The following is a 23,872-nucleotide window of genomic DNA, read 5'->3' as shown; positions in this document are numbered from 1 at the left end:
ATTTCTGCCGATCGACTGACCGATCAACGCAGCGGCGAACCTTACTACAACATGAAAGTGACGGTGCCGCAGGCGCAGATTAAGCGACTGGGAGAGAAAACCATTGTTCCCGGCATGCCAGTATCGGTTTTCGTGCGCACCGGCGAACGTTCCCTACTCAACTACCTGTTCAAACCAGTAGTTGACCGCGCACATATGTCCCTGACGGAGGAATAAATATCATGATCCATCGCATTACGATCGGGATTCTCGCTGTCCTGTTTGTCGCCTGTTGGTTTTATACTACCCCAGCACATGCATTGACGCTGAATGAGGCCTTTATGCTGGCACTGCGCAATGACCCTACCCTGCAGGCGGCAGTACAAGAGAAGCTGGCCGGCGAACAAGAAAAGGCAATTGGTCGCGCTGGCCTTTTGCCGCAGGTTTCCGCCAACTACCAGAATGCTCCTCGCAACTGGCAGAACCAAAAGTATCAAGCAAGCGATAGCTTGGGGAACACTCAGGAGCAAAACGTTAACACTCGCTACAGAAGCAACTCGCTCTCGGTTACCGTCAGTCAACCAGTGTTCGATTATGAAGCCTGGGCACACTACCAGAGCGGGATCGCCCGGGCACTGATGGCAGATGAACGCTATAGAGCCAAGCTGCAGGATATGTCTACACGCCTGGTAGAAGCCTATATCGATGTGGCTTACCGGCGCGAAAATATCACGCTGGTGCAAGCTCAGGTAGCCACTTATGGTGAGCAATTGGCTTTGAATCAACAACTATCTAATCTTGGAGAAGGCACAGTGACTGACGTGCTCGAAACACAGGCGCGTTACGGCCTGGCACAAGCGCAGGTTATTGAGATGCAAGATGCATTGAATGCCGCTCTGAGCACGCTAAGCAGCATTATCGGCGTGCCGCCGGCCAATATTGATGCCGTCGAAGCACAAAAGGGATCATTTGCCCCCTTATCACTGAAGTTCCATACATTGAAAGAGTGGCTGTTACAGGCTAAAAGCAACAACCCGGATTTGCGTACTGCCCAGCAGGGTATTGAAGTAGCGCATTATGAAGTGGAGCGCAACCGGGCCGGCCATTTCCCGCGGGTGGCGCTGTATGCATCACACTCGGAAAACGACTCAAACAGCGATAACACTGTTGGTCAGCAGTACCGCACCAATTCCATTGGGATTCAAGTCAGCGTACCGATATACGCAGGCGGCGGCGTATCGGCTTCGACGGAACAGGCGGCGGCACGCTATATGCAAGCGAAATATGAAATGGCGGCGCAGTCTGATAAAACGCTCAACGACTTGCAGCAACAATATAACTTGTGCCGCAGCAGTGAAGCCAAACTGAAAGCTTACGAACTGGCGTTACAGGCGGCCGACAAACAAGTGGTAGCGACGCGCCAAAGCGTGAAGGCTGGTATGCGGGTGAACGTGGACGTATTGAATGCAGAACAACAGCGGTATATGACGCAAAAAGAGTATGCGGAAGCCAAGTACGGTTATCTGAAAGCCTGGGTGGCGTTGCAAAGCCTGGCCGGGGTGCTCAATGAACAGGATATATCACAGGTAGCCCGTTATTTTCGTTAGTTTACCCGGGAAAGACAGGTAAAATGAGATCCTGGTGGTTAACCGACAAATTGAATATTTAAATTCAGGGAATTATCACTATACAAAAATCACAACCAGCTCCCCATCGATAAAAGGAAATAACTCACTCTGCAGCCTCGCCTATTTAATTATCCTTTAATTAATAGTTAAGTATTTCACCCCAAGAAATTGGTATGAAGCCAAGGCTTCTGACCGGGGCTTGCGAGAGCGAATGATGCGCGAGTTTCCTCCCCCAAACGATACACCACTGAGCCAAATGTCTGGCCCAATCTTCCGTGGCCAGGCAGCATGGCTATCGGTGTCTCTGAGTCTGACAACAGGGCATAGATATCGGCTTCATTGTTAAGCTCCGTAATCTGTTGTTCGAGGTATCTCAGGCGTTCGTAGGAATTCGCCACCCGCCCACGCTCCGTGAGTAACGCTAAAGCGTTGTCGTTCACATCCTGACTGGCCAATGGGTGATTGGTATGAACCAATCGTAGCACATCTTGTAGAATGCAACCTTGCCTCGAGCACTCTAAGCTGGTGATGCCTGTCACATCAGCCACCGCATAGTGTTGACCACTGGCATGAGACAAAGTCTTAAGTGTGGCTAACGCGAGTTGGTTGCTTCAAGGCATGACGTAGAGCGAAAGTCACTGGGATCCCCGCTGGGTTATGTCGCAACATCAATAACGTATTTATGCATATCCCAACGCCGTCGCGGTTGACCCCCGTGAGGCCAATCATACCAGCGGCACTTAACAGCAGAGTCTCGGGAACCTCGTTCCCCTTAATTCGCAACAAGACTTGTGAATCATTCATGCTAGTAGGCAGATCCATATTTTGTGCCAATAGCTTTTCACTGCCCATATCAATTGCCAGCAGACTGCATCCTGGCTCTGTTTCAGCGGGTTGTGGCAAATCGTACCACCACTGTTCGTCCATAAAGTTGTAGACCAGGACATGCTCGAAGGGTAGCCCCGCCCCCTGGGCAATACCGCGAACTTCTTCAACCAGATCCGGTAGACACCGATTGATTATGGAAAGTAGACCGGTATGAGTAATAAAGCGCCGCACATAGGCATCTATGTCCGTGTACTGATGGGCAGATAAGAGGGTATGCTCAGCCCAACGACTGAGCGCATCACGCACTTGATTGCGAGCGGATTCACCGTGAGCGTGGCCACGGGCAAGGCCATTACCGAAGCAATCAATTGAGAGTATGAGTTAACCCCTTTAATAAGGCATTACCGTGCAAAGTCCCTTTGGCTATGGACTGAACCAAAGAGCTGATTAAACATACTCAACTATAGCGGTGCTAACACGTGAGCCCTCTTCCCAAAAAAGTAATACTCCCTAATAGATTAAGAAAGGCGCAATACAAATTGTACTGCGCCTTTATAGCTAATCCCTTATTTTTTATCTTTATAAACCTCAGCAACTGCACTGAACCGCCCATGTTCACGGCCCGCGATAATCACATAATATTGCCCACCTAGCTTATCCGCCATTTTAGACAATTTATCCCTCGCGTCCATCGGCGAAGTGGCTTCAGCCGTCGTCGTTATCGACCCGATTTTCTCATATTTCCCGGGATTATCTTTTACCTCTTGGGCAGTCAATAATGTCGCAGCCAAAGAGCCGAAAGATACGACACCGAGAATCAATGATGCTGATAAAAAAAACAACTTTATAAATTTCATATCATTACCTAAAAATATTTAAATTAAACACTGTTGACATTCGAAAGCAATCCATAGCTAAACTTGCATATGTTAGCGGATAGTAGCAATCTGCATAAAAATACAATACACCTTTTAATTTAATGAAATCTGCAAATCCGCTTTGCATGTTATATACTCTTAATAATATAAATTAAACCTCCTGACATAGTCATAAGTAAATAGCCAATTTATTTTAATAGGGGGATTGTTTTTTAATCATAAACTAAAACTGAGCTTCAAATAAATAATTATAATTTAATTTCCAATCACTGAATAACCATCATCTAGTTACACGTATTTTTAGTATGGACTTCTCCCTGGTTAACCTTTGACGAAGTGTCCTCACAAGCTTGCGTCAAAGCTTGTAAAAATACGTCTTGTGGTTGAGCGCCAGAAAGGGGATGCTGGCCGTTGATTAGAAAGAACGGGACACCATTTCCACCCAGTTTCCGTAAGCGATCTTGGTCAGCTTCGACCTCAGCACGGAATAACCCCCGGTTGAGCATATTCGTCACATCATTACGTTCTAGCCCGCACTGGCTCGCCAGCATCAGCAAGCTTTCTCTTTCAAAGACAGAAAGGTTTTTCGACAAGTGAGCCTGATGAAACCACCGCAGCATTTCATGTCCTTTGCCCTGAGATTGAGCAAACTTAATTATGCGATGCGCATCAATAGTATCGCCCAGCTTAGTGGCAGAAAGCTGATAAGTTAATCCTTCTGCTAACGCAGTTGCCTCTATATTTGACAACATAGACGAGACCTGAGATAGCGGAATATTCAACCGTTTCATAAAAACAGTACTAATAGGGGATGGGGGCATAGCCGGGAGCAGTCGAAAAGATCGTGGAATGACTAAAACCTGACGATCTGTCCCAAAATCATTGATAGCTTTTTCAAGGCGATTCAGACCAATCCAACACCAGGGACAAACTACATCTGACCAGAGTTCTATCGTAATCGGATCTTGTATTTTCATTCTTAATACCCTTAATTAAAACCAGCCTATTATTTAGTTGCGAGAGGGTTCTGTCACTTACATTGACTATATTGTCAAGCATGACAAACTGACAAGAAGGTACATTAATGATACCAAGTATCATTAATGTACAAGTCATTGAAAAATACGTTTGAAGGGCAGTAATAATCTAAGAAAAATTTTTATTAATGAAAAACGAAAAATAGATGGACTAAGGTTTATCCTATCGCAGGATAAGACGTAGCATTCGGTGAGAGTCGTGGCCGCGTCTAAACATGAACCATTCAACACCAAGAATAACTGACTTCATATAGCTACATTTTCTGACAACAGGTAGATTTCTCAATAAATCCAAGCGGAAGCACCCATTACGGAAAATAATTGGGGGATTTCGGTGTACTGCGCTTCGATTTTTGAGATTAGCTCCATTCCAGCGTATTTCGCTTTTCAAGCGTAGTACATCGCTTGGGACAAGCCCGCTGCGCGGGTAAACATCCCACACTCAATCCCGACGCTACTGCTTTAGTTACTTTATCAAGTCTCACTTTCCCCTTTTTTATCAAATTCCTGACGGGCAACTTCAACGTTGCTTTGATTCTCAATAACCCAAGTAGCAAGAATAATCAGAGGTTCAAGTAAGGACCGGCCTAGATCGGTAAGCTGATACTCAACTTGCGGTGGAATCGTAGGGAACACTGAACGTATGACCATACCGTCGCGTTCCAACTGCCGTAACGCACGCGTTAGCATCCTCTGAGTTATATCGCCAACCGCACGTTTGAGTGCGTTGAAACGCAAAGGGCCATCGGCTAACTGCATAATAATCAATATGCTCCACTTATCGCCAATTCTCGTCAATGTCGTCAGTACAGCATTGCAATAGAAATGACCATTCGTTGCCGTTGTGAAACCTGGTATCATTAGCTTTTCTCATAGTAGGATATATAAATATAATTTTAGCACTTATTTTAACTATGGCCACCGTAATTATCTACAACCGTGAGTTTTTTTAGGACTCTGGTAGAGTTGACAATAATAAATTACGGAAAACTTAAATAAAAAAACAAAAAAAATAAATACTGATATTGTTTTAAGTTTTGAAAAATTTAATTAGCAGTCACTATAGCGGTAAAAAATGGACCAATTCGAAATTGCGATTGTTTTTTGAATATTATTACCCATAAAGATCCCAAGTGAACATAACAATGGAAGCACCATAAAAATCTTCATATATAACATTCAATTTATCAATCCAAATAACGAAAGGCCCACAAAAATTAAAACAAATTTATAAAACACACCATAATTAAAGACCAGTTCATTGTTCTTTCAGATAAAACCAGGCTCAGTGTATCTCATCAGAATTATGTGGCAATACTGGGAAGGACATTTCCAGAATTTTCGTATTATTGAGAGCGTCATCCAGTAAAATGGCTAAATGGTCAGGATCAACCTCAGAAAGACCAAGCTCCATCACCAGATCATTCATCCCGTCCTGTGACTGTAATTCTTGATGAGTAGCACTGTTCTGTACTATTGCTGTGATGGTGACAACACCAACCTTGATGTTCTCGATGACTAGCTCTTTTTGTAGCGATTGCAAGTAGTTACGTGCAGCAGCCATCGCAGGCCCGAGACCACTCATAAATGGGCAACCAACTTGAGCTGTGCCACCGAATGCCGAGAGGATAATACCTTCCCCACGTTCTCTAAACTCTGGCAATATCACATTAATAACGTTAATCAACCCATAGAAGTATAAATTGATCCTTGGCTGCAGAATCGCCGGAGTCAATTCAGTGGCAGGAGTGAACGTATCCTGAGGGTTTGGTGCGTAATACAAAGCATCAATGCGACCGAACCTCTCTCTGATAGCCACGATCGCTGACAAAATAGCTTCAGCATCCGACAAATCAGCGATGAATGTTGCGGTATCAACCCCGTTTGACCTAATGCTTTCTGCTAGAGCATTCAGTTTTTCAGCATTGCGTGCGACTAATGCTACGGCAAAACCTTTAGCGCCATACTGGCGAGCGACAGAGGCGGCCAGACCTGAACCAGCACCAAAAATTGCAATCACTTTCTTCATGGGTCCGTTTCCTTAGTAGGTTACTGTTTGGAACCAGGTTATGATATTGCACCTTAAAACTTTTACAAGAAGGGCCTTTTGGCTCCCTTGGTTACTAAGGAGTAACCTACTTATGGGTGTAGTTACTCGATTTGAAGATTGCCCTGTGCGTGATGTGCTTTACCGTATAATGGATCCCTGGAGCACATTGACCCTGGAGTGTCTTTGTGATGGGAAGCTAAGATTTTCGGAGGTTCTTCGAAAAATTCCAGGTGGAATATCGAAAAGAATGCTTTCAAAAACGCTGCGCTCTTTGGAAGAAGATGGGCTTGTAACACGAACGGTGTACCCGACAAAACCGCCAAGCGTCGAGTATGAATTGACAGAGTTAGGCCAAAGCTTTATGCCCCATGTACATGGGTTAGCAGAGTGGGCATTTATGAACGAGTCAAAAGTCCGTGCTGCCCGTCAATCTTTTAAAAACCAATGAAAATTATTTCATTATTGGTCTGGAGTAAATACCATCCCAGACCCATTTTTAACTGTTTGTGAGTAGACCCCAGTTTCCTAGACGGTTACATGCCGCGCAGTGCCGGTGTTTACTCGCCGGTAAACGTTGCCGGCTCTTTCGCCGCCAGCGCCCGCATGCCTTCGTTGCGGTCTTCGCTGGCCGCAATCAGGGCCGAAAGCGAACGTTCATAACTCACGCCCGCCGTTAAGCCCATATCGAAACTCGCCAGCACGGCTTTTTTGGCCATCTTAACGGCGAGCGGTGCAGCGCGGGAAATATTCTGTGCAATCTTTAACGCCTGTTCCGTTAACGCTTCCGGCGAGGTGATCCGGCTGATCAGCCCGGCGGCCAGCGCTTCTGCGGCGGTGATTTTTCGCCCGGCGAGGATCATCTCCATCGCCAGTGATTTCCCCACCGATTTGACCAGCCGTTGCGTTCCCCCCGCGCCGGGGATAATTCCGATGTGCGTTTCCGGCAGTCCGAGAATGGCCGTTTCATCGGCAATCACGATGTCACACAACAACGCCAGTTCCAGCCCGCCACCCAGCGCATAACCGGATAAGGCCGCGATCACCGGCTTTTCGATGGCGGAAATCTGATCCCATTTCTCACTGAAACCGCTGGTGTAAAGGGCAATTGCGGAGGCGGTTGCCAGCGTGCCGGTGTCAGCACCGGCGGCAAACGCCCGCGCCGAACCGGAAATGACTATTGCGCGGATCTGTTTATCGCCATCCAGTTCGCGCATTTTTTCCAGCAACTGCGTCAGCATTTCTGCACTTAGCGCGTTGAGTTTTTCCGGCCGGTTCAAGGTGATATGCGCTACGCCCTGATGGCGTTCGCAGCCAATAAGTTCGTCGCCATGACGTTGACAATGAAGAGGTTCACTCATGGTTTTTGCATCCCGCTGATGGCACGGATCGTGTCGTTACGGTACGCAAGACCTTCGGCAATCTCCTGCGCCGTCCACGGATAAAACCCCGCGCCGGTTTTGGTGCCCAGATTGCCCTGCTCAATTTGCGCCAGCAACCACGGCGGCAGCACATCGTCGCTGGACAAATCCGGCAGTAATATCGCGGCGACATTTTTCACCGTATCCAGCCCGGCAAAATCCATGAGCTTGAGCGGCCCCATCGCCGACCAGCGTGGTGCCAGCGTGCTTTGCACCGCAAAATCCACGTCTTCGATACTGGCAATTCCGGCCGTCACCAGATGCAACGCCTCACGCAACATGGCGTACTGCAGCCGGTTGACGATAAACCCGGGGGCTTCTTTATGAATGGTCACGCTCTGTTTGCCCAGTTGCTGACAAAGCGCAGCGGCCTGCTGGCGCGTGCTCTCCTGGGTTTGCGGCCCGCAGACGATTTCCACCATCGGCATCACATCCGCCGGATTAAACCAATGCAGGCCAATAAAGCGCGACGGCACCGCCAGCACGCTGGCAATCTGTCCGATAGGCACGCTGGACGTGTTAGTGGTCAGCAGACACTCATCGCTGACATGCTTTTCAATCTCCTGAAAAATCTGCTGCTTGAGCGCCAGTACTTCGGCGATATTTTCCGACACAATCTTCGCGTCTTGCAGGCATTGCGCCAGTGACGTGGTGAAGGTAATGGAAGACGTCAGCCCGGCTCCGATGCTTTCAATCAGCTTCGCCGCGTTATGCAGCGAGTTTTCGGTACGTGAATAAAGCGCCACCCTGAAACCGCTGGCGGCAAATACCGCGGCGATCCGCGCGCCCATGGTGCCCGCGCCAATCACGGCAACCTGCGTTAATTCCATGTTTTCTGCCTCCGGTTAAATGACGCCCTGCTGCGAAAGTGTGTCCAGTTCCTGCGCAGACAGCCCCAGTTGAGCGCCGAGAATTGTGCGGGTGTGCTCGCCAAGCTGCGGCGGCATTAAATCGGGTAACTGGCTCATGCCGCTGAGCTTCACCGGCTGCGGCAAAATGCTGATTTCACCGGCGACCGGATGCATGACCTGATGCAATAATCCGCGCGCCGCAGCATGCGGGCTTTGCAGCAGTTGATCCAGCCCCCAGACCGGCGCGGCGGGAATACCGCCGGTATCGAGCAGCTCTAGCGCCTCCACCACGGTTTTGGGGTGCAGCCATTTTTCAATCAGCACGCGTAATTCGTACTGATGTTTCAGGCGCTGCGGATCCGTCGCAAAGCGCGCATCCTGCAAGATTTCCGGCATGCCAAGGGTGTCGGCCAGACGACGGAACAGGCTGTCATTGGCGACGGCGATCACCAGATAACCGTCGGCCGCGCGGTAGCTGTCCATCGGTGCGCTGATCGGGTGCGCATTGCCCAGCCGTCCGGCCAGCGGCATGCCGCCGAGAAGCTGCGTCAGCGACACCATTTGCATCGACACCATGGCATCCAGCATGGCGACATCCACGTGCTGGCCGAGGCCGGTAATGCCCCGTTGCAACAAGGCCGCCAGGATCCCCCACGAGCAGTAGAGGCCGGATACTACATCACCGATGGCATCGCCCACCCGCGTTGGTTCGCCATTCGCCCAGCCGGTGACCTGCATGATGCCGCCCATAGCCTGAATAACGTGGTCGTAAGCCGCTTTATGCGCTAGCGGCCCCTGCTGACCAAAGCCGGAAATACTGGCGTAAATCAGCTTCGGATTGATCTTCTTCACCGCTTCATAATCAATGCCTAAACGTGCGGTCACACCGGGGCGAAAGTTTTCCACCAGCACATCCGCACCTTCTATCAACTGCTCCAGCATTTCCCGCCCTTGCGGGGATTTCAGGTTCAGCGTCAGGCTTTTTTTGCCGTGATTGAGCAGCATGAAATAGGTACTTTCTCCGTTGAGATGCGGAGTGAAATCACGAGAATCGTCACCTTTTCCCGGCATTTCAATTTTGATCACTTCCGCGCCCAGATCATTGAGCAACGAAGCACAATAAGGCCCGGCCAGCACACGGGACAGGTCAAGCACTTTGATCCCTTCAAGTGGCCGGGATGCAGCTGATGCACTCATGCGGTTTCTCCTTCAGCGGTGTCTGCAAAAATCAGTGGCGTCAGTGCGCGGTAAATATCGCCCTGTCTAATGAGCTGCCGGATGGCCAGCATATCCGGATACATTTCTTCATCGCTTTGTCTGAACGCCACCCGCTGCCGTACCAACGAAAGCACCTTTTCGGTGCCCGTGGACGCCCGCAACGGTCGGTGAAACTCCACCGCCTGCGTGGCGCACAATATTTCTATCGCCACGATATCGATGGCATTTTCGACGGCATCGATGGCATTACGCGCCGCCGTGACGCCCATAGAAATGTGATCTTCCTGTCCCGCGCAGGTGGACACGGTATGCACGCTGGCCGGTGCCGCCAAGGCTCGGTTTTCCCCTGCCAGCGCGGCCGCGGCGTAAGGCGGGATCATCATTCCTGAGTGCGCCCCACCGTCCGCCACTAAAAAGGCCGGTAAGCCGCTGAGATGGCTGTTGGTCAGCCGGTCGGAACGCGCCTGCGAACCGGTACTGAGCTGGGCAATGGCGATCGCCAGCGCATCGAGACACAACGCAACCGGGGCGCCATGGCCGTTGCCGCCCGGCAGCACATTCAGTTCCCCGTCTTCAACCATAAACACCGGATTGTCGGTGACAGAATTGACTTCGGTGGTCAGGGTTTTCTGGCAATAACTCAGCACATCACGCACCGCGCCATGCATTTGCGGGATGCAGCGCAGGCTCAGGGCATCCTGAACGCGGAAATCGCGGTATCTGTCCAGGATCTCGCTGTCACGCAGCAGGCAGCGTAAAATCCGCGCGGTTTCCTGCTGCCCGTCATGCGGCCTCAGGGCATGCAAGCGAGCGTCATAACCACGGATATTCCCTTTGAGCACCTCAAGGCTCATGCCGCCGGCGGCGTCCGCCACCGGGATGAGTTCCCGGAAAGCTTCCGCTGCCAGGCACCCGAGCGCCGTAATTTCGTAGGTGCCGCTGACCAGCGCATGGCCTTCGCGCGGGCCGGGAATGCGCAGGGCAATACCCGCCCGCTTCAGCGCTTCGCGGGCAGGCAACAGCTCGCCCTGATAGTACGATTTTCCATAACCAAACACCGACAGTCCGATGTGTGCCGTGGCAATCAGATACCCGACCGACCCCTTACCGGGCGACCACGGGATCACGCCCTTATTGAGCATATCCGCCATGGTCAGCACCAATGCCGGGCTGACGCCGCTGAAACCCTGTAACAGGGATTTGATCATCACCGCCATCATTGCGCGCACTTCATGCTGTGCCAGTTCTGGCCCCACCCCGCAAGCATGACTTTTCAGCATATTGAGTTGCACATCGGAGATTTGTTCCGGCGATAACCGCTGCGTGACCAGATCGCCCACGCCGGTGGTCAACCCATAAATCACTTTGTTTTCGACTATCGCCTGTCTGATTTTCTCGTGCACAATCTGCATGCCGTCCAACGCAGGCGGTGAGAGCAACACCTGTGCACCATAAGCAATATCGACGATGTCGCGGATCGACGTTTCAGCCGTGCCTAACGTGACCGGTTGCACCCTCATTTATTCAGACCGTGCTGAGTCAGCCATTCTTTCGCTACCGCATCGACGCTTTCGAAATTCGCCAGTTTGCCGTTCATCACGATCAAATCGCTGGTCGTCAGCTGTGCGGAGACGGCTTTGAGCGTGGTTTCGACCACTTCGCTGGCTTTGTCTTTCGCAATCAACGGCACGATATTTTGCGCAGGGAACAAGTGTTTGGAATCTTCCAGCGCCACCAGATTTTTGGTTTTAATGGCCGGATCGGTTGAGGTCATATCCGCAACCTGGATCTGATTGTTGGTCAGTGCAGACAGCGTCAGCGGGCCGGCAACATCAAGCACCTTAAAGTTTTTGAAGGTTAATCCGTACACTTCGCTCAACCCTCTCACGCCCTCACGACGGGTTTTCCATTCTGCCGGGCCGCCCAGCACCAGCGTTTTGGCGATCGGAGCCAGATCGCTGATGTCTTTCAGGTTGTATTTTTTCGCGGTTTTTTCCGTTACTGCCAGTACATCACGGTCCTGCGCGGCCGAAATATCCAGCATCTTGATTTTTTCCGGCAACGCTTTGGCCAGCGCCGCCGCCACATCTTCGGAAGAGTGAGCCTGCGTTTTTTCGTCGAGGTAACTCAGCGTGGCGCCGCTGTATTCCGGGATCAGACTGATGGAACCGTCGAGCAGCGCAGGCATGTACACCTCACGGCTGCCGATATTGAGTTTGGTTTCCACTTTGACGTTTTTAGCGGCCAGCGCCTGCTCGTAAATAGTGGCAAGCAGTTGGCTTTCCGGGAAGTCTGCGGAACCGATGATAATGGTTCCACCGGCATCAGCAGAGAGGGCCACAGGTGCATGCACCACGGCGGCAGAAAACAGGGCAACAGCAAGCAGGTTTTTCAATTTCATTTTTATCAGACTCCGGAATGAGTGAGTAGATGATTCAGCTATTCGATAAAGGCAATGTTTTTTTACGGCGGCGTTCACGCTGCCGTATTCCTGGTGATACCGTGAAACGAATTAAAAAAGAGAAAAACACATCGACCAGCAAGGCTAATATTCCCACCATAAAAGCCCCCGCGACCATCTGCGGATAATCGTTCTGCGCGCGGCCATCAATAATAAGACGCCCTAATCCGCCGAGAGAAACATAAGCCGCAATGGTGGCGGTCGAAACGATTTGTAATGCCGAGCTCCGGATACCGGATAATATCAACGCCAGCGCACAGGGGATCTCAACGGTGAGCAGTAATTTCCACGGCGAATACCCCATACCTATGGCTGCGTCAATAATTGCCGGATTAATTGCCCGAATACCGGAATAAACGCCCATCATGATCGGCGGCAATGCCAGGATAATCAGCACTATCAGGCAAGGCACAATAAAGGCCAGATCGGATTCAAATACCGGCCCGAAAAGAATGACCAGTAAGATGATCAACCCGAAAGATGGCAGCGCACGCATGGCATTCGCGCTGCCGATTAATAACGTCGCGCCTTTGCCGGTATGCCCGACATAACACCCCACCGGAAACGCGATAATCACCGCAACAAACAAGGCTTCGACGCTGTAAACCAGATGCTGGAAAATCAATATCAGCAGTCCGTCGTCATTGAGCCAATGAGCTGGGTCGAGCAACCAGTTAATCATTTCGCATTCCTTTTCGGTTGCCAGGCGGTAATTTTATTGCCGGTGCGCAGCACCAGATTATCCAGCAGCAGCGCCAGCGCGATGCACAGGAAAATACCGGCGATAATCGGCGTCAGAAAATGCAGTTGGAAACCCTGGGTAAATAACGCCCCCAGTTGCGGCATCCCGACCAGCGCCGAGATGGAAACAATACTGACATTCGACACCACCACCACGCGCATGCCGGCGGCGATCACCGGCACCGCCAGCGGCAGTTCGACACTCAGAAATCGCTGTAGCGGCCGATACCCCATAGCCACGGCGGCCTGATGCGTTTCTTGCGGGACAGAATCCAGCCCGTCGCAAACCGTGCGAATCAACAGCGCGAAGGCATACAGCGTCAACGCCACAACGACATTGACGGCATCCAGAATTTTGGTGCCGAGCAGCCCCGGTAACAAGACAAACAAGGCCAGCGAGGGAATGGTATAAAGCAGCCCCAACAGATTAAGAATGCCGTCCTTAAACTTTCCGCAACGGTGAAGTAAACCGCCCACCGGAATGGCCAATGCCAGCCCGATCAAGACAGGAATGATGGACAGATAAACGTGCCAGCCGAGTAACGTCGCTATATTTTCCCGCTGCTGAAACAACCAGTCAAAGCGCATGGCATTACCTCTCGGCACGGGAGTGAGAAAGCGAAAATACCTGTTCGATATTCGCCGTGCCGATAAAGCGTTGTTGTTCATCGACAACAATGCCGCGCTGACAGGGGGAACTTAATACAGAATCCATTAACTGCCGCAGCGTGCCATTTCTTGGCGCAAAGGTGCTGCCAAGATTAATGTCTTCCGCCTCTACCGTGGTTTTGTTTTGCTGCACATCATACCAGCCGACCGGGCAATCATTTTCCACCACCAGCACCCAGGAATCATGCCCCGCCACTAAACGGGCTTCGCTGACCGACATTCCCGGCGCAATGACTTTCTCTTTAGCCAACGCAATATCTTCAGGGATCATCTCAAAAGAAAGCTTACGGTATCCGCGATCGCGGCCGATAAAATCGGCGACGAAAGCATCTTCAGGTTCATTCAATAATTTGACCGGCGAGGCAATTTGCGCCAGACGCCCTCCGGGACGAAAAACCGCCACCTGATCGCCTAATTTCATCGCCTCGTCAATATCATGGGTAACCATGATGATCGTCTTGCCGATTTCACGCTGTAAACGTAAAAACTCCTCCTGCAACTGTTCGCGAACCACAGGATCGACGGCGCTGAAAGGTTCATCCATCAGCATGAATTCAGGGTCGGAAGCCAGTGCGCGGGCGACACCGACCCGCTGCTGCTGGCCGCCGGACAACTGCCACGGATAACGTTCCGCCATCGCCAGCGACAGCCCGACCAGTTCCAGAAGTTCCAATGACTTTTTACGCGCCGCCGTGCGCGTTGCCCCGTTAAGCAGCGCGGTGACGGCGATGTTGTCCTGCACCGTTTTATGCGGAAACAGACCGGCATTCTGGATCACATAGCCAATCTTGCGGCGCAGTTTGACCAGGTCCATCCCTGCCGTCGGTTGTCCGTTGAGCAAAATACTCCCCGAAGAAGGCTCGATTAACCGGTTGATCATGCGCAGTGACGTGGTTTTTCCGCAGCCCGAAGGCCCGACCAGCATGGTGATTTTGCCTGTCGGCGCACTGAACGACAGCCTGTCTACGGCCACCGTACCATCGGGGTAAAATTTGCTTATGCTCTCAAATGAAATCATTACGTTTCCTGCCCCATTACGGACTGTTGTTAACCGTCGCCTGCCTTTCAGCTATTCGCAGACCCGATATGTACTAACCTGTATGTACAACCTAGCAAGCAGGATGCCAACTTACCAAAGCAGGGTAATACCGGCGGTTTTAGGGAGATGGGCTGTACAGAGAGGAAAAAACGAACAAAAGAGGGCATCTCTTGCCCCAAAAAAAACCACTCGCACCATTAAGGTGCTTGCAGGGGTAGAGAGAAGCACTGCACCCGGATTACCGTTGAGGATCCTTGTCGATGCAGGCTTGCCAAAAATGACGGGTTTTTACGAAGACGGTGCCGTTAATTTTCCCCGCAGCAGGAACAATAACAGTGCGATCAGACAGGCCGTTGCCTGTATGCCCCCCAGCGTGGTGACCGCGGGGAACGTCAGCACCGAGCCGAGCCAGGTTGTGATTGCAGCCGCCCCCATTGTAAGAAAACCCAGTAATGCGGATGCCAGGCCGGCCTGTTTCCCGAAGGGCCCCATTGTGATTGCCGTTCCCAATGGATTGGCCAACCCCATTCCCCAGAGGTACAGACTCATGGACAAGGTATACCAAGCCAAGCCTGGAGTTTCCGGCCCAATCAGCAGCAGGCTCCCCCCCAATAATGCGATGAGAATACCTCCCGAGGTAATGATTTGCGCGCCATAGCGGTGTGCCAGGCGCGGTGCCGCCATCCCTGCGGCAAAGACCACGAACACGGTGGCGGCAAAATACAGCCCGGCCTGTAGCGACGACAAGCCTATCCCGTTCATCAAAATGGCGGGCGCGGCACCGAAAGAGGCAAACAATCCGCTCATCAACAGGCTCATCGACAATGCCGGAAGTATGAATTTCCCCTCCATTAGCAGCCTGCCGTACGCGAATATCACACTCGGCATCGAGTGCGGTGCGCGACGCTCAGCAGGATGGGTTTCCCCCAGCACGTTGACGTAAAATACGGCGACAACGAAGGCGGCAATGCCCACCAGTATGAAGATCGCACGCCACCCCAACGCCGTAGTCAGCACGCTCCCCACCAACGGCGAGAAGCCCGGTGCGGCAGCCGCTGCGATCATGGTCAGCGACAACGCGCGCGCCAGCGTTTCGCCTTCAAACAGATCACGCGCAATGGCGCGGGCTAAAACCGCTGCCGCGCATACGCCCAGCGCCTGGATGATGCGCCCGACGATCAGCGTTTCCAGCGAACCGGCGAGACCGCCTACCACCGTACCCACGATGAATATTGAGAGTCCCCCCAACACCAGCTTCTTGCGTCCGTATCGGTCAGCCAGCGGGCCGACGACCAACTGAGCCAGCGCGAAGGTGATGAAAAAGCTGGAGAGCGTCAGACCAAGCTCACGCGCTGACACCCCAAGCTGCTCTCCGATATCCGGAAACGCGGGAAGGATAATGTTGGTGGACAGTATGCTAATGGCAGAAAGGCCGGCCAGTAACGCGACGATTTTACCTGTTAGTTGCGGGCCTTCGGCCGAAGGGATAGCCGCCCTCACTTCAGTGGGCGTGTTTTCTGTACTCATGGTAATCCCTCGCCGGGAGTGGCCGGCGCGTAAACACCCTCAGCCTTCATCATCGGACCCTTTCGTTTTGCGGTAAACGTCTACCGACACGTCAGGGCTTTGCGGCCATAACGTGTCGGTAGGTTATTCGGCGAGCGCCACCGCGGGGATCGCGCTCCCCCGTTATGACTTATGCCAATGTCGGCTTGTCGGTTGGCGGCGTGTTGTCCGGGCGTATCTTGAACCAGATGGCATACATCGCCGGCAGGAACACCAGCGTCACGATAGTTCCGCCAAAGGTCCCGCCAATCAGGGTGTAAGCCAGGGTGCCCCAGAACACCGAGTGGGTGAGCGGGATAAACGCCAGAATGGCCGCCATCGCCGTGAGCAACACCGGTCGGGCTCGCTGAATCGTCGCCTCGACCACGGCATGGAACGGATCCAGCCCTTCCTGCACGTTGTGATGGATCTGCCCTATCAGGATCAAGGTATTACGCATCAGGATGCCCGACAGCGCGATCAACCCCACCAGCGCATTGATGCCAAACGGCTGGTTGAAGAGCAGCAGCGTTGGCACCACCCCAATCAGCCCCAGTGGCGCGGTGAGGAAGACCATCACCATCGCCGACATCGAACGCACCTGCAGGATGATGATCAGCAGCGTCATGGCAATCATGATGGGGAACAGCGGCACCATCGCCTCGGTCGCTTTGCCCGACTCTTCAATCGACCCCGCCTGCTCGATGCGGTACCCGGCCGGGAGTTGGTCGATAACCGGCTGCAACGCTTTCGTGATCGCCGCGGACACATCCGGCGGTTGCAGGTTTTCGGCTATGTCGCCCCGCACCGTAACGGTCGGGGTACGATCGCGCCGACGGAGAACGGGATCTTCCATGCGCACATCGACATCCCCTATTTGCGACAGCGGAATGCGCTGACCGGCAGCCCCCACCAACGTAAAGCCGGCAATTTTTTCCGGGTCAAGCCGGATATCCCCCGCGGCACGGCCCATGACCTGCACCGAACGGATATCTTCACGCACGGAGGTGATCGGCACACCCGAGAGCAGGAACTGAAGTTGCTGGGCGACCGCCGTTGAGGTCAACCCCACGGCCTGCAAGCGGTCCTGATCGAGCGTGAAATGCAGCGTCGGCACCGGCGGGCCCCAGTCGGAGTTGACGGTCCTCATCATCGGGCTGGCCTGCATGATCGTCTCGACCTGATCGGCGATCGCGCGCAATAGCTCGGGATCCGGTCCCATCACGCGATAGGCAACGGGGAATGGCGAGTACGGGCCAAATACCAGTTGCGTGACCCGGACACGCGCTTCGGGTGCCAGCCCATCGGCCACCGCCTGGCGAAGACGAAACTTGAGCGCCTCACGCGCTTCCGGGCTGTCCGTCAGTATGACAATCTTCGCGAATGACGAGTCGGGCAACTCCGGCGCCATCGCCAGATAAAAACGCGGTGAACCCTGCCCGATATAGGACGTGACGATCGTTGCCTCTTTCTGCTTTTTCAGCCACGCCTCGATCTTGGCCGTTGCGGCGCTGGTCTGTTCAATGGCGGTGCCATAAGGCATCTGCACTTCAACCAGCACTTCCGGACGGTCGGAGGTAGGGAAGAACTGTTTTTTCACCAGCCCCATGCCGAGAATGGCCAGGGTAAACACGGCAATAACCGTGCCTGCCACGATCCATTTCCGGGCGATGACGCGCGTCAGCAGTCGACGAAAACGGTTGTAATTGCGGGTGTTGTAGATGGCCGCGTGCCCACCCTCAACCGTTTTGATTTTCGGCAGCATTTTCACGCCCAGATAAGGCGTAAACACCACCGCCACCACCCAGGACGCAATCAGCGCGATGCCCACGATCCAGAACATGTTGCTGGTGTACTCGCCGGCGGTAGACTGAGCGAAACCGTTGGGCATAAAGCCGACGGCCGTCACCAGCGTACCGGCCAGCATCGGGGCCGCCGTGTGGCTCCAGGCATAGGCCGAGGCTTTGATGCGGTCGTAGCCCTCTTCCATTTTCACCACCATCATTTCGATGGCGATGATGGCGTCATCCACCAGCAGCCCGAGAGCCAGGATCAGCGAGCCGAGGGTGATGCGGTCAAAGTTCTTGCCGGTGGCCTCCATCACCACGAAGACGATAGCCAGCGTCAACGGCACCGCCGCCGCAACCACCACGCCCACGCGCCAACCCATGCTGACGAAACAGACCACCATCACCACGAGCAACGCGACGAAGAACTTGATCATGAACTCGTCAACGGATGAGCTGATGTTCACCGACTGATCGGTGACTTTCGTCAATGTCATGCCCAGCGGCATGCCTTCATTGATTTTTGCCGTCTCCGCATCCAACGCCTTGCCCAGATCCAGGCCGTTCCAGCCCTCACGCATCACGATGCCCAGCAACAGCGCCGGCTCACCCTGATTGCGCACCAGGAAGGTCGCAGGATCTTCGTAGCCACGTTCGACCTTCGCCACGTCCGAGAGTTTTAACGTCCTTCCCTGAACCACAATCGGCGTATCGCGGATCTTCTCCAGCTTGTCGAAGGCGCCATCCAGGCGCAAAAAGACCTGCGGCCCATGGGTTTCAATCGAACCGGCCGGCGTAAGCACGTTCTGGTTGTTGAGCGCGGAGAAAATGTCCTGCGGGGAGATGCCCAGCGTGGCCAGCCGGTCATGCGAGAAAGAGACGAAGATACGCTCAGCCTGCTCCCCGACGATATTGACCTTCTTTACCCCTGGGACATGCAATAAACGCTGGCGCAACGATTCGGCATCGCGCACCAGCAGGCGTTGCGGTTCCCCTTTGGCTTTCAATGCAAAGAGCGCAAAGGTCACGTCCGAGAATTCATCGTTGACCATCGGGCCGATCACGCCCGCCGGCAGATTCTTGGCCTCGTCGCCGAGTTTCTTGCGCGCCTGATAGAATTCTTCCTGCACCTGTGAAGGCGGCGTGCTGTCCTGCAGCGACATCATGGTAAAAGCCAGACCAGGCCGCGTGTAGGTCTCGCTGCGGTCGTACCATTTGAGTTCCTGCATGCGTTTTTCAAGCGGCTCGGCCACCTGATCCTGCATTTCCTGCGCGGTGGCACCCGGCCAGGCAGAAATGATCGTCATCTGCTTGACCGTAAACGGCGGATCTTCCGCACGCCCCAGCCCGAAGAACGAAAGAATGCCGGCCACGGTAATCAGGATGATAAGGAACAACGTGATTGAGCGCTCGCGAACGGCGAGCGCCGAAAGGTTGAACCGCCCTCCGCTCATGGCCGGCTCCCGGCGACACTGGCATCGCTCTGATTACTAAGACGGACGGCTTCGCCTTCGTGCAGCAAATGCGCGCCCAAAGCCACCACCCGTTCACCGGGCTTGAGGCCGCCGGTCACCCTGGCCGCATCGTCGCCCAGGCCAAGTACCTGAACCGGCCGCCACGACACTTTGGCAGGCTGGCCGGAAATGCCCCACACGCCCGGTCCTTTGCCCGGATCATAGAGAGCGGCGATAGGCACCTGCAGCACCTGCCCGGTTAACTTGCCTTCGGCGATGGCGAGGGTAACGGTGGCACCAAGCGGTGCGCTCGCCAGCGCCCCCTCCAGCACATACCTTGCCTCAAAGGTGCGCGTCAGAGGATCGGCCGCATCGGAGAGCAGGCGCAATTTTGCAGGAACCGCTGCCGTATCCTTGCCGTATAACGTCGTCAGGGCCTCGCTCCCGATAGCCGGGCGCAACGTTTCAGGCAAATGTACGATGGCTTCTCGCTGCCCCGCCCGCGCCAACCGTACCACCGGTTGCCCTGCACTGACGACCTGCCCCGGCTCGGCCAAGGTGTCCACCACCACGCCGTCTGCATCGGCCAGCAAGACGGCATAGCCCGTCGCATTGCGCGCCACGTCGGCCTGTGCCTGCGCCGCGCTGAGCTCCGCTTTAGCCGTATCGGCAGCGGCCTTTATCTGATCGTAAGCCGAAGCCGATATGGCCCCTGAGGCAACCAGACCACGATAACGAGCTTCGTCATCGGTAGCCTGTCTGGCGCGCGCCCGCGCGGCGGCGACCGCCTGCTGTTGGGCTTGCGCCTGCAGGCCAAGATCGACGGGGTCCAGACGCATCAGCGGCTGACCGCGTTTGACGCTTTGGCCGGTATCGACCAGACGTTCAAGTATTTTACCCTGCACCCGAAAACCGAGATCGCTCTGAACGCGGGCGACGACGACGCCGGTGAAGGCGCGGGAGGCATCGACGGCGCTCTTCACGGTAGCCGCCCTCACCAGAGGAGGTTGGCTACGCGGATCGTCGACGCTGGCAGCGTCGCCGCACGCCACCAGGGCGAAAGATAACAGGCAAACAGCAAAGGGGGCAGATTTTAGCCGGGGCATGGGTTCCCTTAATTAATGAACAGGACGGTAACCGCATTCTCCAACCAGTGACCAATAATGTCAATGGTCACAAATTTTAAGGCGCCATGCTGCGCAGTATCAATGCCGACAGAAGTACCGCCGCCACCGGCGCATTCTCCAGGTTATTTTGCAGTTGGACAGGGCAGATATAGGGCCGCAGCACCAGGGAGATCGCCAGTGTCGCTTCATCCAGCGGCGTTTTGCGCTCGAACTCCCCCGACTGCCTGCCCTCGAGCAGGATGTGCTGGATCACCTGGCACAAACGTTCTTCATACGCCACCACCGAAGGCCAGCGTTCGCGGGCGGCAACGGCAGCGATGTCGTAAAGCTTGCGATCGTGAAAAAACAGGTCGCTACCTGCTTCCGTCAACGCTTTGAAAAGGCGCCTTAATTTTTCCGAGGCCGTCGGCGCATCTGCGAGCGCCGAATTGACAATCTCCATGATCATGGCCAGCCGATTGACGCAGATCACCTCACCAATTGCCTGTTTGGAATCGAAAAATTTATAGATGTAAGCCTTGGAAAAACCAATCGCCTTGGCCAAGTCGGACACGGTGGTTTTCTCATACCCAAAGTGCCCGAAGTGCTCTGTGGCGGCTTCCACGATCTGATCGCGAACGCTGTGATCCAATGGCCCTCTCGGGGAAAGTGCATTCATGTGTTTAGTCATTTTTCTAGCTTAGCTCGATGAGCACTGATTGACAACAAGTGACCATTTGGTAATGTAGTCACCATTCTGCTTCGATTCAAGGAATCCCCATGTTTTCCCTCCGTACTCTTGCTCTGGTTGTGAGCACCGGCTTACTGGCGGGTTGCGCGGTTGGACCGGATTACCAGCGCCCAGACGCTCCACTCTCGGATCGTTATCAGGCTCAATCCGCCGTCCAACACAGAAGCGCCGCCCGGCCGGCCAGTTTTGCTGTCTGGTGGGAAGGCTTTGACGATCCCTTATTGAGTGACCTCGTTTCAAGCGCACTCGCGCAAAATCTCGATCTGGCTCAGGCAAGCGCCCGGATGGCGCAGGCCCGCGCCGGACTTGGCGCGGCGACAGCGGCGTTGCTGCCGTCGGGTAACATCAGCGGCCAGGCCACTCGCGCCTATCAGTCGGTCGAAACCCCATTGGGCCAGGTTCTCAGCTCAACACCCGATTATAATCGCTACGGCAATGCCTATGAAGCCGACCTCAACGCAAGCTGGGAGATCGACATCTTCGGTGGCCTGCGGCGCGGTCGCCAGGCCGCACTGGCTGACTACCAGGCTTCCGAGGCGGGCGTCGCCGCGACACGCCTTGCCGTCGCCGCCCAGACGGCCGACATCTATATCACCCTGCGCGGCTTGCAAACCCGGTTGGCTATCGCAAACAAACAGGTCAGTACGCAACAAGAGTTACTGGAAAAAGTACAGCTCCTTCACAGCAAGGGGCTGGCCGCTGAGTATCAGGTCCGCCAGACCGAAGGGGCCCTGGCGCAGGTTCAGGCAACGGTGCCGGTTCTCCAAACCGGGCTCGACGCCGCCATGAACGCGCTGGACGTCATGCTCGGAACCCCGCCCGGCACTCATCGCGCTCAGTTGACTACGCCGGGCGCCATTCCACAGGCCCCGCAGCTCACCTCTACGGGTACCCCCGCCGATCTGCTGCGCCGCCGCCCCGACATTATCGTGGCCGAACGCCATCTTGCCGCGTCCAGTGCGCGCATCGGGGTGGCCGTCAGCGAGTACTATCCGAAGTTTTCACTCAGCGCATTACTCGGCAGCGCAACGGCGGTGGCAAGCGGCAACCTGTTCTCCAGCGGCGCCAGCCAATCGGCAGGCGTACTGGGGCTGCGTTGGCGGCTCTTCGATTTCGGCCGCATCAACGCGCAGATCGATCAGGCGAAAGGCCAGGAGGCCGAAGCGCTCGCAGCTTACCGTCTGTCGGTGTTACGCGCCACCGAAGACGTCGAAAACGCCTTCTCCGCACTGATCAATCGTGAAACACAAACAGCAATACTGACCGGGGGTGAAACGGCCCTGGCCAGCGCCAGGCAATCGTCTTTCGTCGCCTATCGGCAAGGGACAGCCAGCCTGATTGACGTCCTGCGCAACGATGAAACCCTGCTGCAGGCCTCCGACGCCAGGGCGCAGGCCCAAACGGAATCGGCGCGCGCGGCGGTGGCCGCGTTCAGGGCGCTCGGGGGCGGTTGGCAACCTCCGCAAGCCGATGTAATGACACAATGAAAAACGAACATTCTTCGTCCGTATCAACACAGTGGTTGCACTGTCGTGATTTCCCCGCACCGCAAATGCGGCTCCAGAACACAGACTAATCGCCGGAGCGTTGTTAATGAAGAGGATGGGTATTCTGGACGTTGACGAACTGACCGAAAAACTGGTCAGGGGAATGTTTCTCGCCGTTCCTGAGGCACAGGTATTTCTCGTCTCTGGGAATAATGAACGGGTGCGCAAGCTGGAGAGAGAGCTGCCCTGCTGGACTCTGGATCATTATCAGGATGTCGTCGATGAAGCTGACGTTATTATTACCGGCGTGGGCCGACATGCTCTGAATGAAATCGCAAGTCAGGTGCAACTGCGCAGCTCGCAGACGCTGGTTTCTCTGGTTCCGGGGATGGGTTCTCAGAGCCTGCGAGATCTGTTCAGACACGCTGACTGCGTCAGATTGATGCTGACTTTCGCCGCTGAAATCAACAAATCGAGCGTGATCCTGACGGCCGCCGACGAAGAGATCCAGGACCTGTTTTCCCGATTGGGCCAACTGACCGTGCTGCCCAACGAATCGGACTTTGATTTGGCGACGGTAAGCCTTTGCATGAATGGGTGGTTCTACTTCTTCGCCGAGGGTTTGCAATGCTGGCTTGCCGAAAAAGGCATGGCAGTGGAAGTTGCCCGTCGTCTGGTACTCGGCGGGTTGAAAGACTGCGCGGAGTATGCGGGCCATAACGCCTCTATCGCCCTGGGCGAATTGGGGAATGATATGGCCTCTTCTGAGCACTTAACCCTCCAGGGATTGGAAGTGCTTGCCCAAATGCAGGCGCTTAATCCCTGGCGCGCTGCGTCAGAAACGGTTTTATCGACCGTGCGGAAAACCACGCCGCCCCAATAAAGCGGGGCATCCTTCAACCGCTCCAGGTCAGAAAAACGTAGCGGGCCTTTGGCCGCAAACAG

22 protein-coding genes and 1 pseudogene are annotated in these 23,872 nt (G+C 54.3%); 5 read left to right on the top strand and 18 right to left on the bottom strand.

The features are described 5' to 3' along the window. Positions 1 to 216: pseudogene (locus ACTJJ1_RS17335) on the top strand (hemolysin D); the annotation flags it as partial. Between the two features lie 5 nt (positions 217 to 221). After that, positions 222 to 1,586: a TolC family outer membrane protein gene (locus tag ACTJJ1_RS17330; RefSeq protein WP_440834632.1), complete on the top strand. Its 1,365-nt coding sequence runs from the start codon at positions 222 to 224 to the stop codon at positions 1,584 to 1,586. Between the two features lie 176 nt (positions 1,587 to 1,762). Here the strand turns inward: ACTJJ1_RS17330 and ACTJJ1_RS17325 are convergent, their stop codons facing one another. From ACTJJ1_RS17325 to ACTJJ1_RS17300, 6 genes are all read right to left on the bottom strand, one after another. Next, the gene (locus tag ACTJJ1_RS17325; protein WP_440834630.1) at positions 1,763 to 2,146 is read right to left on the bottom strand and encodes a hypothetical protein; all 384 of its coding nucleotides are present in this window, start codon (positions 2,144 to 2,146) and stop codon (positions 1,763 to 1,765) included. A 43-nt stretch (positions 2,147 to 2,189) separates the two neighbouring features. Beyond that, positions 2,190 to 2,804, bottom strand: coding sequence for a C45 family autoproteolytic acyltransferase/hydolase (locus tag ACTJJ1_RS17320; RefSeq protein WP_440834645.1), 615 nt, complete (start codon positions 2,802 to 2,804; stop codon positions 2,190 to 2,192). Between the two features lie 197 nt (positions 2,805 to 3,001). After that, positions 3,002 to 3,292, bottom strand: coding sequence for a YdgH/BhsA/McbA-like domain containing protein (locus ACTJJ1_RS17315; protein ID WP_440834628.1), 291 nt, complete (start codon positions 3,290 to 3,292; stop codon positions 3,002 to 3,004). Between the two features lie 305 nt (positions 3,293 to 3,597). Continuing rightward, entirely contained in the window at positions 3,598 to 4,290 is a 693-nt protein-coding gene (locus ACTJJ1_RS17310; RefSeq protein WP_440834626.1) for a DsbA family oxidoreductase, read from the bottom strand. Between the two features lie 534 nt (positions 4,291 to 4,824). Further along, positions 4,825 to 5,211, bottom strand: a complete 387-nt coding sequence (locus tag ACTJJ1_RS17305) for a winged helix-turn-helix transcriptional regulator (protein WP_440834624.1) — start codon at positions 5,209 to 5,211, stop codon at positions 4,825 to 4,827. Between the two features lie 424 nt (positions 5,212 to 5,635). Further along, a complete protein-coding gene (locus tag ACTJJ1_RS17300) occupies positions 5,636 to 6,379 on the bottom strand; it encodes an SDR family NAD(P)-dependent oxidoreductase (RefSeq protein ID WP_440834622.1) in 744 nt (247 codons plus the stop codon). Positions 6,380 to 6,491: 112 nt separating this feature from the next. On the opposite strand from ACTJJ1_RS17300, the gene ACTJJ1_RS17295 reads away from it, so the two are divergent. Further along, the gene (locus ACTJJ1_RS17295) at positions 6,492 to 6,848 is read left to right on the top strand and encodes a winged helix-turn-helix transcriptional regulator (protein ID WP_440834620.1); all 357 of its coding nucleotides are present in this window, start codon (positions 6,492 to 6,494) and stop codon (positions 6,846 to 6,848) included. Positions 6,849 to 6,957: 109 nt separating this feature from the next. Here the strand turns inward: ACTJJ1_RS17295 and ACTJJ1_RS17290 are convergent, their stop codons facing one another. The 12 genes from ACTJJ1_RS17290 to ACTJJ1_RS17235 form a co-directional block, all read right to left on the bottom strand. Beyond that, positions 6,958 to 7,758, bottom strand: a complete 801-nt coding sequence (locus ACTJJ1_RS17290; protein WP_122289090.1) for an enoyl-CoA hydratase-related protein — start codon at positions 7,756 to 7,758, stop codon at positions 6,958 to 6,960. Beyond that, positions 7,755 to 8,648: a 3-hydroxyacyl-CoA dehydrogenase family protein gene (locus ACTJJ1_RS17285; protein ID WP_440834618.1), complete on the bottom strand. Its 894-nt coding sequence runs from the start codon at positions 8,646 to 8,648 to the stop codon at positions 7,755 to 7,757. Before ACTJJ1_RS17285 ends, ACTJJ1_RS17290 begins: the two co-directional genes overlap by 4 nt. Positions 8,649 to 8,663: 15 nt before the next feature. Continuing rightward, a complete protein-coding gene (locus ACTJJ1_RS17280; RefSeq protein WP_440834616.1) occupies positions 8,664 to 9,866 on the bottom strand; it encodes a CaiB/BaiF CoA transferase family protein in 1,203 nt (400 codons plus the stop codon). Beyond that, positions 9,863 to 11,407 (bottom strand): HAL/PAL/TAL family ammonia-lyase, encoded by a 1,545-nt coding sequence (locus ACTJJ1_RS17275; protein ID WP_440834614.1) that lies wholly within the window; start codon positions 11,405 to 11,407, stop codon positions 9,863 to 9,865. The genes ACTJJ1_RS17280 and ACTJJ1_RS17275 overlap by 4 nt, the downstream gene beginning before the upstream one ends. Continuing rightward, positions 11,404 to 12,288: an ABC transporter substrate-binding protein gene (locus tag ACTJJ1_RS17270; protein ID WP_004946934.1), complete on the bottom strand. Its 885-nt coding sequence runs from the start codon at positions 12,286 to 12,288 to the stop codon at positions 11,404 to 11,406. Before ACTJJ1_RS17270 ends, ACTJJ1_RS17275 begins: the two co-directional genes overlap by 4 nt. 34 nt (positions 12,289 to 12,322) lie before the next feature. Further along, the gene (locus ACTJJ1_RS17265) at positions 12,323 to 13,030 is read right to left on the bottom strand and encodes an ABC transporter permease (RefSeq protein WP_004946936.1); all 708 of its coding nucleotides are present in this window, start codon (positions 13,028 to 13,030) and stop codon (positions 12,323 to 12,325) included. Further along, complete coding sequence (locus ACTJJ1_RS17260) at positions 13,027 to 13,677, bottom strand: ABC transporter permease (protein ID WP_004946938.1); 651 nt, start codon at positions 13,675 to 13,677, stop codon at positions 13,027 to 13,029. The genes ACTJJ1_RS17265 and ACTJJ1_RS17260 overlap by 4 nt, the downstream gene beginning before the upstream one ends. 4 nt (positions 13,678 to 13,681) lie before the next feature. Then, positions 13,682 to 14,776, bottom strand: a complete 1,095-nt coding sequence (locus ACTJJ1_RS17255) for an ABC transporter ATP-binding protein (RefSeq protein ID WP_004946939.1) — start codon at positions 14,774 to 14,776, stop codon at positions 13,682 to 13,684. A gap of 309 nt (positions 14,777 to 15,085) precedes the next feature. Next, complete coding sequence (locus ACTJJ1_RS17250; protein ID WP_440834611.1) at positions 15,086 to 16,324, bottom strand: multidrug effflux MFS transporter; 1,239 nt, start codon at positions 16,322 to 16,324, stop codon at positions 15,086 to 15,088. Between the two features lie 169 nt (positions 16,325 to 16,493). Further along, entirely contained in the window at positions 16,494 to 19,583 is a 3,090-nt protein-coding gene (locus ACTJJ1_RS17245) for an efflux RND transporter permease subunit (RefSeq protein ID WP_409442828.1), read from the bottom strand. Further along, positions 19,580 to 20,689, bottom strand: a complete 1,110-nt coding sequence (locus tag ACTJJ1_RS17240) for an efflux RND transporter periplasmic adaptor subunit (RefSeq protein ID WP_004946946.1) — start codon at positions 20,687 to 20,689, stop codon at positions 19,580 to 19,582. Before ACTJJ1_RS17240 ends, ACTJJ1_RS17245 begins: the two co-directional genes overlap by 4 nt. A 76-nt stretch (positions 20,690 to 20,765) precedes the next feature. Beyond that, positions 20,766 to 21,380 carry a TetR/AcrR family transcriptional regulator gene (locus ACTJJ1_RS17235; protein WP_004946948.1) on the bottom strand — a complete coding sequence of 205 codons (615 nt, stop codon included), beginning with the start codon at positions 21,378 to 21,380 and terminating at the stop codon, positions 20,766 to 20,768. A gap of 89 nt (positions 21,381 to 21,469) precedes the next feature. Between ACTJJ1_RS17235 and ACTJJ1_RS17230 the strand changes: the two genes are divergently transcribed. Next, positions 21,470 to 22,927: an efflux transporter outer membrane subunit gene (locus tag ACTJJ1_RS17230; RefSeq protein WP_440834608.1), complete on the top strand. Its 1,458-nt coding sequence runs from the start codon at positions 21,470 to 21,472 to the stop codon at positions 22,925 to 22,927. A 106-nt stretch (positions 22,928 to 23,033) separates the two neighbouring features. Beyond that, positions 23,034 to 23,810: an NAD(P)-binding domain-containing protein gene (locus ACTJJ1_RS17225; protein ID WP_421413106.1), complete on the top strand. Its 777-nt coding sequence runs from the start codon at positions 23,034 to 23,036 to the stop codon at positions 23,808 to 23,810. The last annotated feature ends 62 nt before the right edge of the window (positions 23,811 to 23,872 follow it).

It is taken from the genome of Serratia sp. 22264, from assembly GCF_052045345.1.
In the GTDB taxonomy this organism is placed as follows: Bacteria; Pseudomonadota; Gammaproteobacteria; order Enterobacterales; family Enterobacteriaceae; genus Serratia; species Serratia plymuthica.
This window is presented reverse-complemented; position numbering and strand designations above follow the sequence as displayed.